This window comes from Actinomadura sp. GC306, from assembly GCF_004348665.1.
GTDB lineage: Bacteria > Actinomycetota > Actinomycetes > Streptosporangiales > Streptosporangiaceae > Spirillospora.
Genome location: NZ_SMKM01000217.1, coordinates 1 through 11,590 on the forward strand (window position 1 = coordinate 1; position 11,590 = coordinate 11,590).

The following is an 11,590-nucleotide window of genomic DNA, read 5'->3' on the forward strand; positions in this document are numbered from 1 at the left end:
CCCCCTCCCCTCGGAGGGGGCTCGCCCCTTTCCCGCCGCCGGTTCGCCGGGGGTGGACGGATGTGTCTTCTTCTCGCTCAGCAGGGCGGCGGCCCGCGTCGCGGCGTCAGGGTCGGCCAGGACAAGGAGTTCGAGCAGGCCCTCGACGTCCGACACCGAAATCTCCGCCCGCCAGACCCCGTACTCGTCCTGCGTGATCGTCCAGGCGGGGAAGAGGTGGCGCAGGAGCAGCAGCGTGACGCGCTCGTCGGTCATCGGTCGCTGGGGGCTGGTCAGCGAAGCTTGGCCCACGTGACCTTCCCGCCCTCGTTCAGGGGACGGACGCCCCACGCCTCCACAAGTTCGGCCATCAACGCCAGCCCCCGTCCGGACGTGGCGGCGTCGTTCTCTGGCTGGATCACCGGCCGGCCCTCTCCTCCGTCCCAGACCTCCACGACCACGAGCCCGTCGCGCTCGTCGCGGAAGACCCGCACGACGATCGGCGGTTTCCCGTGCCGGTACGCGTTGGTTACGAGCTCGCAGACGACGAGCCGCCCCACGTAGTCGTCGCAGATCCCCCACTCCGCGAACCGCGCGGCGAGAAACCCCCGCGCCAGCCGCGGAGCCTGATCAGTCGCATCGAGCACAAGCGTCGGGGACTCGGGCGTACATGTCACAGCGGCCATTACAGATCACCTCCAGAACATTCCGTGATTCGGATGTAACGGAGCGTCTCGCACGCCAGGATGCCGACAAGGCACAGAACACATGGTCGCGGGCATGATGACGACTCTGCGTTCACTGCCGTTCATCGCTCGGTCATCACCGATCGGAGGAGACGACATGCCGCAGCCCCCCAAGCGCCTGACCCCCTCGCGCGGCCCGCTGGACCTGTTCGGATCCGAGGTCCGGCGCTACCGCCAGCTGGCGGGCCTGTCCCTCGCCCAACTCGCGGACCAGATCCCGTTCGCCGCGTCCACCATCGGCGAGATCGAACGAGGCGAATCCAGTTGCGACCGCGTCTTCGCCGAGGAGTGCGACCGCGTCCTGGACACCCGCGAAGCCCTCGCCCACCTCCACGACGGCCTCTTCGACGGCCGCTCAGCCGCCTTTCCGGCCTGGTTTGAAGACTGGCCAAATCACGAGGCGCAGGCCCTGAGCTTGCGCGCCTACGAACCGCTCATCATTTACGGCCTACTGCAGACGCCCAGCTACGCCGGGATACTGCTTTACGGCGACCAGGAAGCGGTACAGGCCAGAATGAACCGCCAAAGCGTGCTCGTCCGAGAGGAACCGACCCCACCCAGGTTGATCTACCTGCTACCGGAACGGGTTCTCCGGTCGCGGGTCGGCAGCGCTGAGGTGATGCGGGAACAGTTGCATCACCTTGCGGACGCAATGTCACCGCGCCTGTCAGTGCAGGTGATCCCGGACGGTGCACCACATCCGGGCAACATGGGAGCCTTCGTGGTCGCGACCCTCCCGGGAGACTCGCGCATCGCTTACGCTGCATCCGAGCCTCGCGGCCGAATCTTGGATGGGCGTTCGGATGTCGAACGGCTAGACGAGCGGTTCATGGACATCGCCACACATGCGCTACCAGCCGACCTGTCGGCGGCGCTGATCAGGGAGATTGCAGACGAAGTATGGAAGCCGTAACCCCCCTTCCCCGCAGATGGCGCAAAAGCAGCTCCAGCAGTTCGCAGGGAGACAATTGCGTCGAAGTCGCCGAACTCGACGGAGTTATCGGCATCCGCGACAGCAAGGACCCCGGTCCTAAGCTCGTCCTGCCACGTGAGGAGTTCACAGCCCTCGTCGCAACACTGAAGCGCTGACCGTCTGACGGAGAAGGGATTGAAAACGGTGGCCCCGCACCTCATCTGGCGCAAGAGCAGGCACAGCGGGCCCCAGGGCGGAAGTGAGTGCGTAGAGGTCGGCCGCTTCCCCAACACGATCGCCTTCCGAGACTCCAAGGACCCAGAGGGTCCGAAGCTGGTCATGGGCCGGGACGAGTTCGCACCTTCGTGGCGGCCCTGAAGCGCTGAGTGCCCGGCGGAGGAGTGACCGGGAACGTGACCGCATCCCCATCTTGCTCGACCTCGGCTGCGGACGCGGCGCCGTCCTGCTGGCCGCCGCCCGGCGCCTCCCGCGGGGCCGGGCGGTCGGCGTGGACCTGTGGCGCGGACGGGACCAGTCCGGCAGCAAACCGGCGGCGACCCTGCGCAACGCCCGCGCCGAAGGCGTCGCCGACCGCGTCCACGTGCAAGGGGGTGACCTGCGCAGACTCCCGTACGCGGAGACGAGCTTCGACCTGGTGGTGTCGAGCCTGACGGTGCACACCATCAGGAGCGCGGACGGCCGCGCCCAGGCGTACCGGGTGCTGAAGCCGGGCGGCCGCCTGCTGATCGCCGACCTGGCGCGGACCCCCGCGAGTACGCCGCGGTGCTGGCCCGGCTGAACGCCCAGGACATCCGCGTGCGCGGCCTCGGCTGGCGCGCGTGGTGGGGCAGCCCGTGGGTCCCGACCCGCCTGCTCACCGCCCGCAAACCGGCCACCCCCTGAACACGCCTCCCCGCACGATCCGGGCCTCATGGTCACCCGGCAACCCGCGGCCGCCCGCCGTTCGCGGCCACTGCTAGGTGAGGGCGGCGACGCCCTGGTACTCGGCTCGGGGGGCTTGGCCGGTCACCTCGTATTCGAGGAGCAGCAGGCCGCTCGGGGTGGCCTCGTGGTGGAGCAGGCGTAGGCCGGACGGGGTGCCCGTTCGGGTCAGCAGGCGTCGGCCGCTTCGCAGGACGGCGGGGGCGATCACCAGGCGGAGCGTGTCCACGAGACCCGCCTCCAGCAGGGAGTCACCGAGGCGGGCGCTGCCGTGGATCTGGAGTTCCCGGCCCGGCCGCGCCTTCAGGTCGGTGACCGCCTGGACCGCGTCGCCCCTGAGGACGGTCGTGGGATTCCAGGTCCCTTCGGTGAGGGTGTTCGTCACGACGTACTTCGGCAGGGTGTTCATCCGCTCGGTGAACGGGTCGGCCGGGTCGGTGATCTGCGGCCAGTCGCGGGCGAACGCCTCATAGGTCCGCCGTCCGAGCAGGAGGCCGTCGGCGAGGTCGAGCCAGTCGGAGGCGCGCTTGACAAAGGCCGGGTCCATGTGCGGGACGAGCCAGCCGCCGCGGGCGAACCCGTCGCTGGTGTCCTCGTCCGGCGAGCCGGGCCCTTGGCTGACGCCGTCGAGGGTGACGAACTCGGTAATGGCGATCTTCATTTCGTGCCCTCCACGTGTGCTGCGAGCTGGGCGGCGACCGTCCCCCAACCATCGGCGAATCCGAGCTTCTCGTGCTGCGCGCGGGCGTCGGGGGTCCCGTGCCGGACGACGATCCGGTAGTCCGTCCCATCCGGGTGGTCGGTCAGCGTGATCGTCGCCGTCATCGCGACCGGGTCGGGCCTCGCGGGACGCCAGGCACCATCGATCGCGTTGGTGAACACGACCCGCTCCAGCTCGTCCACAGCGATGAAGCAGGCGTCCATATGCGGGACGTACTCGACCCCGTCGTCACTGAGGCTCGTCACGAATGCCCCACCGGGCCGTACGTCCAAGCGCTCCACCCGGCACAGCGCCGGCGCCGGGACCCACCACTTCGCAAGCCGCGATGGATCCGTCCAAGCACTCCACACACTCGCCCGTGGAGCACGGATCACGCGCTCCAGCGCAATGTCGAGGTCGGGGTCGAAAGTCATGTCCGGTTCTCCTCCGGATCGGTGACGAGCTGTTCCAGGCGGTCGGTGCGGCCCTCCCAGATCCGGCGCTGCTCCGCGAGCCAGTCGTCCACCAGGGCGAGCCGCTCCCGGTTGAGCACACAGGTGCGCACCCGGCCGGACTTGACCGTGCGGATGAGGTCGTTCGCCTCCAGGGTCCGCACGTGCTTCATGAACGAGGGCAGCGTCATGGGGAACTCGCGGGCGAGGTCGCCGACGCTCGCGGGCCCGAGGCCGAGCCGCCGGACGACCTCGCGCCGCGTCGGGTCGGCCAGGGCGACGAACACCCCGTCGAGCTGCGCCGAATACTGTGCCATGCGGCTAAGTATGCACGCCGATGACAGTTAGCGCAAAGGCTAAGTATTGGTCGCGTGAGCGGATGGGACGCCTCCGCCGGGCCGGGGCGCGCAGGACGGCTCCCGCCCGGCCCGAACTCTGGGTGAGGCCGCTTCACGACGGCGAGTGGACCGCCCGCCGCCGGGCCGTTGGTATCGTGCGCGCCATGGCCGCAGCCGATGGCTCAACGCGCGGGCGCCGCCGTCCGTTATGGGCCGGAGCGGCGGTCGTCGCGCTGCTCCTCGGCGGCTATGCGACCTACATCGTCGTGGCGTCGCCGCTGACCGTCTCCGGCGGAGAGGTCCGGCCGACGGCCGGGTCCACGCGGCTGCCGGGCGGCGGATACAGCCTGAACTATGCTCCCGAAGGCGAAGTCGGGCTGGTCGTCCACCTGACCAACAGGGGCCGCTTCGACGTGCGGTTGACCGGGGTCGACCTGCCATGGGTGTCCGACGACCCGTGGGAGACTCCGAACGCCCTCCAGGATCTGCGCCGGGTGCTGGTCGGCCCGGACGGGACGGAGCGGCCGCTCAAGCCCGTCACCGTGGCGCCTGGCCAGACGGTGAGAATCGGCTGGCATCTGGTGATGTGCCCGCCTCCATCTCGACCACCGAGCAAGTCCCCCACGTCCGTCGACGACTTCGTCGTCACCTATCGGTATGCCGGCTGGCGGCGCGGTCACACGGAGACGCTTCCCCAGCGGTTGATCTTGCCGGGCAATGTCTGCCCGTAGCGGCCGCGCCAATCGCCGAAGGGTGCCCTTACCTGTTCGTACTCAGTCCCACCAGAACGACCACGAGGTGCATCCGACGAGATTCTCGGCATATCCGAGCAGTGTGTGCGGGTGGCTGTTCTGCCAGATGTTGTCGGGGCAGAAGGCGAAGTGCTCAGCGGCGAGGTGTATCGCCTCTTCCAGGGTGGCCGGTGGCGCGGCGACGCTGAGATAGAGGTCGGCGAAGCCCGCGCCGACGACACGGACGCCGAAGCGGCCCTCCCAACTGCGCAGCACGGAAGCGATCTCGCCGGTGTCGTTGGTGTAGTTCAGTGGGCCGGTCCATCCGGCGGCGGCCAGGGCGTCCGCACTCCGATCCGCGGCGATCAACCCCAGGCGCATGGCCGGGGAACGGCGCAGGAGGCGGGTCGCGTACTCGCAGGCGATCGCGCCGGCGTCGTCCGCGAACGGCCGGGCGGGGGCGAGCCCCGGCCAATCAAGGAACGGGGCGGTCGTGTCGTCGGACTGGGCGTAGTCATGCCACCAGTCGGCCAGCACGACAGCCGGGTCGTGACGATCCGGCGAAGTGACCCCCTCCAGGGTGAGTTCGCCGGAGTCCCAGGGTCTGAACTCTCCTCCATCGCCGGACGGGTCGTCCAAGGCGTCCAGTAGCACCGGCCATAGTCCCGATCGTGGGTGCTCTGCGTGAACCGCCGCCCACAACCCGGGCGCAACGGCTTCATCGGTCATCCACAGACCGGGAGGGCCGTCGTCAGTGTCGACGATCCGGCCGGCGGGCAACGAAACCGCCAATGTCCGTGCACCGGCTCCGCCCTTGACGAGGTTCGCCAATTCGGCCGGAAGCAGCTCTCGATCACTCATCCGGAGCACGATAAGGCTAACTACCGTCAGAGTGGCCTGCCCTAGCAAGGGGCTCACCACCCGAACCCGAAACTCGTAGCGGACGGAGCCCATGGAATACGTCGGTGTCAACCTGGTCGAGCCCGCCAGGCTGTGGGACTCCGACCCCGCGGCCCCCCCGGCGGAGTTCGCCGAGGGGGTGGTTCGTGATCACCTTGCGCGCTTCAGGCGGTCTGGTGGAGTTGGATCAGGTTGCCGCAGGTGTCGTCCAGGACGGCCGTGGACACCGCGCCCATGTCGGTGGGTTCCTGGACGAAGCGCACGCCCAGCCCGCGAAGGCGGTCGAACTCGGCCTTGAGATCGTCCACGGTGAACGACGTGAAGGGAATACCGTCCGCCACGAGGGCCTCCTTGAACGGCTTCACCGCCGGGTGGCTGCTCGGTTCGAGCACCAGCTCCGGGCCTTCCGGCGCCTGCGGGGACACCACGGTCAGCCAACGGGCCTCGCCCATCGGAATGTCCTGCTTCTTCACGAAGCCCAGCACCTCGGTGTAGAAGCGCAGCGCCTTCTCCTGGTCGTCGACGAACACGCTCGCCAGGTCGATCTTCATGCCGGTCCCCTCTCCGCGTCCGCACCGCCGTCACGGGGGCCGGACGTCCTGAGCCACCGCTCGACGATCGGTTCGAGCGGCCGCGGATTCACGTAATGGAACTTGTAGCGGCCCTCGCGCCTGGTCTCGACCAGGCCGGCGGCCTCGAGAACGTCGAGGTGCTGCGAGATCGCCTGCCGCGACGAGCCGAGCCCGTGCTTGGTCGTCAGGCGGGCGCAGATCTCGAAGAGCGTCTGGCCGTTCCGGTCCGTCAGTTCGTCGAGGATGATCCGCCGCGTGGGGTCGGCGAGGGCCTTGAACACGTCTCCCACACCCGGAACGATTGGCAAGCCGTCACTTGCATGTCAACCTTGTCCAGGGACGACGCCGTCGAACCGGGTCGCGATCGAGCGAATCCAGGACGTAGCCCGCCTGAACCTCGGCGGCCACGCTGAAGCGGCGCCGATGCGACGTTCGGGTCGGCTACGTCGCCGGGGCAAGGTCGCCTTCGAGGACGGTCCGGGTGATCGGGGGACGGTCCCAGAGGGCGAGGATGTCGTTCGCGAGGTCCACGATCGGGAGCGGGTGCGGCTCCCGGGCGGGCACCTCGATGGCGGCGGCCGACAGGCTGCGCGGGACGGCTCGGGCGTCCAGCAGGCGCCGCCACTCATCCGACCCGAGCTCCAGGAACTCCAGCCCCTTCAGCTCGGCGATCTGCAGCGGGTCCGCGAGCGTGCCGGCACAGGCGGTCAGGGTCCGCAGGCGGGGCAGGCCGATGACGGGGGCGAGGCTGAGCGGATCGTCCTCCCAGACGCCGATGCTCAGAACCTCCAATCGGGGATGCACGGCCGCCTCAATGTTCGTCAGGCTCCTGACGTTCACCCTGGCGACGGCCGGAAGCTCGTCGTCGTGACGGGTGTCGTCCGCATGGGCGTCCCGGTCGGTCATGAACTCGGTGAGCGAGTCGGCCAGCAGGTCGGCGCCGATGCTCCGTTCGTGGCTGAGCATGATGATCTGGCCCGCATGGCCGCGCGGGCCCGGTGTCAGGTCCACCGCGATCCGGTCGCCGCCTCCGCTGTCGCCGAAGACGATCCACCCGGGTGAACCGACCACCCCCTGGACAGCTGCGTCCGACGGGGTGCTGACCGCCTCCATCGCCGCGAACCTCCACGGGCACGGGCGGGACGCCGCGTGGGCGATGTACACCTCCTCCAGCGGAAAGACCTCGCAGCGCACCGCCTCGTAGAAGCGCTCCGCTGCGGCGAAGTCCGCGTTCCACTCCAGGCCACGCGGCCCCACCACCCGGTAGAGCACCTTGATCTCTTCGGGCAGCGCGACACCCAGGCGCTGCTCCGCTGCGGCGATCTCCGCATCGGTGGCGCCGGGAACGCCGTCGAAGTGATCCTCAAGTGTCCGCTTCAGCAGGTCCAGGTCCGCCGACGGAGCGGGTACCGCTTCCGGCGCCGGGTCGGGGAGCCGGCGCCAAGGCTCGGGGACGGAGCCCTCGACGAGAACAAGCGAGCCCGGATACGGTCCCAGGCCGGACTCCACGGCGGGGCCGGTGTCCAGCAGATAGAGCACGGTCCGCCCGGTCGGCGAGATCTCCGCGACGAACGAGAGGTCCTCTATACCGGTCTGCTCCAGGGCGCTCCGCACCTGCTGGACGGCCACCTTCTCGTCCCGCATGTCCTCGGTCTGCAGGGCTCGGCCGGGCGGCGGGAACCGTCGCGGCAGCCGCATGCTCCACCCGTGCCGGCCGATCCGTCCCGCCACGTGGCCGCCCGGAGCGGCGAGGCTCTCGGCGTCGCCCTCCCGCAAGAGCCTCAGCAGCGGCTCCCAGGTCGCGAAGTCGTCAATGGCAGGCAACGGCGCCCCTTCCGCTTGCTTCGATGATCGATCAGCGTTTCACGGGCACGCTCGGCGATGGCGGGCGCACCATCCAGGCCGCGTGGGAGAAGTCCTTGGACAACGCGACCTGGGAACACACGAGTCACCTGATCAGGCACCGGCCACCATCACCGGGACCGTCAGGGCCATCAGGGCGGTCAGTATCCACAGGGCCGGGGCCGAGCCAAGGATCTGGTCGCGGCGGGCCGCGGCGCGGGCCGCCTCCAGGTCGTTGCGGGCCAGCCACCACGGGTTCTCCCGATGCTCCAGCCAGGCGAGGACGGCTCCCAGCGCACCCCCGTACGCGAGGTGGCCGATGAGGCTCGCGAAGTCCGCGGCGATCGTGGGGGCCGTCCACCAGAGCGGGACGCCCAGCGTCGCGGGCATCAGCGTCAGCCCGCCGAACACCCACCAGAAGAACCCGTACGAAAGGCCCCAGCCGACGCCGGATACCAGGTCGTAGCCGCGGCCGCGGAACAGCAGCGCGTACGACACGCCGATGCCCTGCGCGATGAGGAGGTGGACGACCCAGCCGGCCGCGTCGCCGTCCGCGCCGACGAGCTTCGCCACCGTGGGCAGCACGTCCACCGCGGCCCACACGAAACCGAACAGGACGCCGCCGACCAGCCCGGACAGCGAGCCGTACCCGACGACGCGCAGGCCGCGGGTGCCGACCGCGCGGGTCCGGAGCCGCACATCGTCCACGAACAGGGCGCGGGCGAGGGAGCCCAGCAAGCCGAAGACGGCCGCGATCCCGGCGCCCGCCAGCAGGTACGGCGGCAGCGTGGCCGTCGCCTCCGCCACCGCCGCCTTCGACCAGTCGAGGCGGCCACCGTCCAGCAGCGGCGCGAACGTCAGGGCCGCCACGATCCACCACAGGAAACCGTAGGCCGTGCCTCGGACGATCGCCGGGCCGGTGCCCTCCACGCGCCCGGTGAACACCAGCGGATACCCGACCCCCATCACGAGCGCGACGACGGGAAGCCAGCCGATGCGCCCGCCGGCGGTGACGGCGAGGACGCCGCCGACGATCCCGGCGGCGAGCAGACCGCGCAGCAGCGTCCTCGGACGCAGGTGGTCCGCCGCGACGAAACCGCCGTCACGCTGCAGCAACGCGAAGACCACCGCGGTGACCGCGCCGTAGTAGAGGTACCCGAACAGGCTCGGCAAGGCCGCCTGCGCGGCGGCCAGGCTCCACGTCATCGGCGTCCCGGACAGCAGCGGCAGCAGCGTCAGCGTCCCCAGGAACCACCAGAACATCCCGTAGGCCAGGCCCCAGAACAGCAGTTCGCTCGACCGGATCCGCTGATGCACCGCGAGCAGCCCGAACGCGGCGCCCACCCCGACCGAGATCAGCATGTTCAGCACGAAACCCGCCCACGGCGCCGCCGAACCGGCGAGCACCGCGACGTCCGGGAGCATCCCCAGCGACACCATCGCCGCGCCCCACACCATGCCCCCGGCCGCGCCGGCGAACGCGCCCGCCGGTGCGCCGCGCCCGGAGAACACCGGTCCGCGGACCGCCTCCGCCGTCATCGCGCACCCCTTCCGGGCAGCGCCGCCGGTGCGTCGGCGGGCGGGCCGGTGACGACGATGTCGCGCGGGAACGCCACGTCCAGGACCCAGTCGAGCAGGACGCGAACCCGCCGTTCCACACCCGGCAGCTTCGCGAGGTAGATGCCGCGCCACAGCAGCCAGGCGCTCAGCCCCGAGAAGGGACGCCCGCGGATCTCCCCCGCGGCGGTGCGATGGCCCAGCGCGACGAACGTCCCGATGGTCGTGAACCGGAACGGTCGGGGCCGCTGCCCACGCAGCACGGCGGCGATGTTGTCGGCGACCGCCTTGCCCTCGCGCATCGCGTGTTGCGCGGTCGGCGGATACAGCGCGCCGCCCTCGGTGGGGATCTGCGCGCAGTCACCGATCGCCCAGACCCGGTCCATCTCGAACGCGCGGAGCGTCCGGTCGACGAGGACCGCGTCGCGGCGGCCGGTCTCCCCGGGCAGCGTCCGCAGCATCGGGTTCGGCTGGTTGCCCGCCGTCCACACGAACGTCGCCGTCTCGATCACCTCGCCGCTGTCGAGATGCACGGTCCGGCCCGTCGCCCCCGTCGCACGGACGCCCAGCCGGAACTCGATGCCGCGCGACCGCAGCTTCTCCAGCGCGTACGCGGCCAGGCGCTCCGACAACTCGGGCAGAATCCGCTGATCCGAATGGACGAGGACGAACCGCGGCTCGTCCGGGCCGATCGCGGGATAGAAGTGCAGTACGTCATGGGTGAGGTCGTACAGCTCGGCGACCGACTCCGTCCCGGCGAACCCGCCGCCCGCGACGACGAACGTCAGCAGCCGCCGCCGCTCCGCCGGATCGGCCTCCTGGTCGGCGCGCTCCAGCAGCGCCAGCACCCGCTCCCGCAGCCGCACCGCGTCCCCGAGCGACTTCAGCGTCAGTGCGTTCTCTGCCACCCCCGGCAGATCCGGAAAGAACGGGACGGACCCGACCGCCAGCACCAGATGCTCGTAGCCGACCTGCTCGCCGCTCGCCTCCAGGACGACCCGCCGCCGCGCCACGTCCACACCCGCGACCCGCCCGTACCGGAACCTCGTGTGGGACGCCGCCGCCCGCACCGGCGAACTGATGTGCTGCGCCTCCAGCCCACCGGACGCGACCTCCGCGAGCATCGGCGTGAACAGCAGGTAGTTCGAGTCGCTGATCAGCGTCACGTCGACGCGGTGGCCGCGCAGGTTCAGCCGCTCGAACCGGCGCGCGGCACTGACCCCGCCGAACCCGCCGCCGACGATCACGACGCGCGGCGCCGGCGCCTTCGGTTTGTCCGGGCGTCCACGGAAACCCCGCATGGCGAGGTGAAACAGCATTCCCGCCAGCGTCCCTTGGAGCAGCGAGCCGACCAGTTCCGGGTACAGCGCCGTGGCCGCGTCCACCGTCCAGGTCGGCGTGCCGCCCCGGACCAGCGGATCGAGGCTCAGCCACCACACCGTCCAGCCGAGCACCCCGAGCAGCAGCCCGCCCGCCGCCGACACCGCCGGACCGGACGGCCGCCGCCCCACGAACGCGCCGAGCAACTGCCCGATGACCGCCGCATACAGGGCGAACACCGCCCACCCGAACGTGCCGTGGGACGCCAGCAGACCCTGCCCGGCCATCAGCCCCCCGACCGCGAGCCCCGACACCAGCCCGCACCCCATGCCGATGAGCACTCTGGCGCCGCCCCCCGGCGCCGTTGGCCCCAATTCCCGAAGCCGCATGTCACCTCCCCGTCCCCGCGATGGGCGGGGCCGCCCGCTCACGGTCCCGTCCCGCCGGACCCGGGACCATGGCCGAGGCCCAGTCCCCGAGGCCCTCGACCCTCGTACGGTGAAACTCAGCCGCCCGGTTCAGCCACCGCACCACCGACCGCCCACCACCGTCAGGACACCGACCTCGAACGACATACGCCCAGCAAGCAGCCCCACAC

16 protein-coding genes are annotated in these 11,590 nt (G+C 70.5%); 5 read left to right on the plus strand and 11 right to left on the minus strand.

Going from position 1 to position 11,590, the window contains the following annotated elements; genetic code table 11:
* Window positions 1-255 (minus strand): hypothetical protein (locus E1200_RS24820; RefSeq protein WP_131954490.1); only part of this gene is annotated, 255 nt, incomplete at its 3' end.
* Between the two features lie 17 nt (window positions 256-272).
* Complete coding sequence (locus tag E1200_RS24825) at window positions 273-665, minus strand: ATP-binding protein (RefSeq protein WP_131954491.1); 393 nt, start codon at window positions 663-665, stop codon at window positions 273-275.
* A gap of 94 nt (window positions 666-759) precedes the next feature.
* Here E1200_RS24825 and E1200_RS24830 point away from each other — a divergent pair, with 94 nt between their 5' ends.
* The 4 genes from E1200_RS24830 to E1200_RS24845 are packed head-to-tail and all read left to right on the plus strand — an operon-like array spanning window position 760 to window position 2,437.
* Entirely contained in the window at window positions 760-1,638 is an 879-nt protein-coding gene (locus tag E1200_RS24830; RefSeq protein WP_165950447.1) for a helix-turn-helix transcriptional regulator, read from the plus strand.
* On the plus strand, window positions 1,626-1,814 hold the full coding sequence (locus tag E1200_RS24835; protein WP_131954493.1) for a DUF397 domain-containing protein: 189 nt from the start codon (window positions 1,626-1,628) through the stop codon (window positions 1,812-1,814). Before E1200_RS24830 ends, E1200_RS24835 begins: the two co-directional genes overlap by 13 nt.
* Before the next feature lie 28 nt (window positions 1,815-1,842).
* Window positions 1,843-2,016, plus strand: coding sequence for a DUF397 domain-containing protein (locus tag E1200_RS24840; protein WP_207933529.1), 174 nt, complete (start codon window positions 1,843-1,845; stop codon window positions 2,014-2,016).
* A 52-nt stretch (window positions 2,017-2,068) separates the two neighbouring features.
* Window positions 2,069-2,437 carry a class I SAM-dependent methyltransferase gene (locus E1200_RS24845; protein WP_207933530.1) on the plus strand — a complete coding sequence of 123 codons (369 nt, stop codon included), beginning with the start codon at window positions 2,069-2,071 and terminating at the stop codon, window positions 2,435-2,437.
* Between the two features lie 177 nt (window positions 2,438-2,614).
* Here E1200_RS24845 and E1200_RS24850 read toward each other — a convergent pair whose 3' ends face one another.
* From E1200_RS24850 to E1200_RS24860, 3 genes are read right to left on the minus strand one after another with little or no spacing between them, the layout of a single operon-like run.
* Window positions 2,615-3,241, minus strand: a complete 627-nt coding sequence (locus E1200_RS24850; RefSeq protein ID WP_131954494.1) for a dihydrofolate reductase family protein — start codon at window positions 3,239-3,241, stop codon at window positions 2,615-2,617.
* Window positions 3,238-3,714: an SRPBCC domain-containing protein gene (locus tag E1200_RS24855; RefSeq protein ID WP_131954495.1), complete on the minus strand. Its 477-nt coding sequence runs from the start codon at window positions 3,712-3,714 to the stop codon at window positions 3,238-3,240. Before E1200_RS24855 ends, E1200_RS24850 begins: the two co-directional genes overlap by 4 nt.
* Window positions 3,711-4,049 carry a metalloregulator ArsR/SmtB family transcription factor gene (locus tag E1200_RS24860; protein WP_131954496.1) on the minus strand — a complete coding sequence of 113 codons (339 nt, stop codon included), beginning with the start codon at window positions 4,047-4,049 and terminating at the stop codon, window positions 3,711-3,713. Before E1200_RS24860 ends, E1200_RS24855 begins: the two co-directional genes overlap by 4 nt.
* 185 nt (window positions 4,050-4,234) lie before the next feature.
* Between E1200_RS24860 and E1200_RS24865 the strand changes: the two genes are divergently transcribed.
* The gene (locus E1200_RS24865) at window positions 4,235-4,801 is read left to right on the plus strand and encodes a hypothetical protein (RefSeq protein ID WP_131954497.1); all 567 of its coding nucleotides are present in this window, start codon (window positions 4,235-4,237) and stop codon (window positions 4,799-4,801) included.
* Between the two features lie 42 nt (window positions 4,802-4,843).
* Here the strand turns inward: E1200_RS24865 and E1200_RS24870 are convergent, their stop codons facing one another.
* The 6 genes from E1200_RS24870 to E1200_RS24895 all read right to left on the minus strand — a co-directional run bounded on the left by E1200_RS24870 (window position 4,844) and on the right by E1200_RS24895 (window position 11,333).
* The gene (locus E1200_RS24870; protein ID WP_131954498.1) at window positions 4,844-5,662 is read right to left on the minus strand and encodes a DUF4253 domain-containing protein; all 819 of its coding nucleotides are present in this window, start codon (window positions 5,660-5,662) and stop codon (window positions 4,844-4,846) included.
* 203 nt (window positions 5,663-5,865) lie between these two features.
* Window positions 5,866-6,252, minus strand: a complete 387-nt coding sequence (locus tag E1200_RS24875) for a VOC family protein (protein ID WP_131954499.1) — start codon at window positions 6,250-6,252, stop codon at window positions 5,866-5,868.
* On the minus strand, window positions 6,249-6,563 hold the full coding sequence (locus E1200_RS24880) for a metalloregulator ArsR/SmtB family transcription factor (RefSeq protein WP_131954500.1): 315 nt from the start codon (window positions 6,561-6,563) through the stop codon (window positions 6,249-6,251). Before E1200_RS24880 ends, E1200_RS24875 begins: the two co-directional genes overlap by 4 nt.
* Before the next feature lie 151 nt (window positions 6,564-6,714).
* Window positions 6,715-8,097 carry an SMI1/KNR4 family protein gene (locus E1200_RS24885; protein ID WP_131954501.1) on the minus strand — a complete coding sequence of 461 codons (1,383 nt, stop codon included), beginning with the start codon at window positions 8,095-8,097 and terminating at the stop codon, window positions 6,715-6,717.
* A gap of 132 nt (window positions 8,098-8,229) precedes the next feature.
* Window positions 8,230-9,654, minus strand: coding sequence for a hypothetical protein (locus E1200_RS24890; protein ID WP_131954502.1), 1,425 nt, complete (start codon window positions 9,652-9,654; stop codon window positions 8,230-8,232).
* The gene (locus tag E1200_RS24895) at window positions 9,651-11,333 is read right to left on the minus strand and encodes an NAD(P)/FAD-dependent oxidoreductase (RefSeq protein ID WP_165950448.1); all 1,683 of its coding nucleotides are present in this window, start codon (window positions 11,331-11,333) and stop codon (window positions 9,651-9,653) included. The genes E1200_RS24890 and E1200_RS24895 overlap by 4 nt, the downstream gene beginning before the upstream one ends.
* Window positions 11,334-11,590: the final 257 nt, after the last annotated feature.

What these genes read in the sequence shown, in the direction of transcription:
- E1200_RS24825 (WP_131954491.1), bottom strand. Translation starts at nt 665, where the DNA reads ATGGCCGCTGTGACATGTACGCCCGAGTCCCCGACGCTTGTGCTCGAT.
- E1200_RS24830 (WP_165950447.1), top strand. Translation starts at nt 760, where the DNA reads ATGATGACGACTCTGCGTTCACTGCCGTTCATCGCTCGGTCATCACCG.
- E1200_RS24835 (WP_131954493.1), top strand. Translation starts at nt 1,626, where the DNA reads ATGGAAGCCGTAACCCCCCTTCCCCGCAGATGGCGCAAAAGCAGCTCC.
- E1200_RS24850 (WP_131954494.1), bottom strand. Translation starts at nt 3,241, where the DNA reads ATGAAGATCGCCATTACCGAGTTCGTCACCCTCGACGGCGTCAGCCAA.
- E1200_RS24855 (WP_131954495.1), bottom strand. Translation starts at nt 3,714, where the DNA reads ATGACTTTCGACCCCGACCTCGACATTGCGCTGGAGCGCGTGATCCGT.
- E1200_RS24860 (WP_131954496.1), bottom strand. Translation starts at nt 4,049, where the DNA reads ATGGCACAGTATTCGGCGCAGCTCGACGGGGTGTTCGTCGCCCTGGCC.
- E1200_RS24865 (WP_131954497.1), top strand. Translation starts at nt 4,235, where the DNA reads ATGGCCGCAGCCGATGGCTCAACGCGCGGGCGCCGCCGTCCGTTATGG.
- E1200_RS24870 (WP_131954498.1), bottom strand. Translation starts at nt 5,662, where the DNA reads ATGAGTGATCGAGAGCTGCTTCCGGCCGAATTGGCGAACCTCGTCAAG.
- E1200_RS24875 (WP_131954499.1), bottom strand. Translation starts at nt 6,252, where the DNA reads ATGAAGATCGACCTGGCGAGCGTGTTCGTCGACGACCAGGAGAAGGCG.
- E1200_RS24890 (WP_131954502.1), bottom strand. Translation starts at nt 9,654, where the DNA reads ATGACGGCGGAGGCGGTCCGCGGACCGGTGTTCTCCGGGCGCGGCGCA.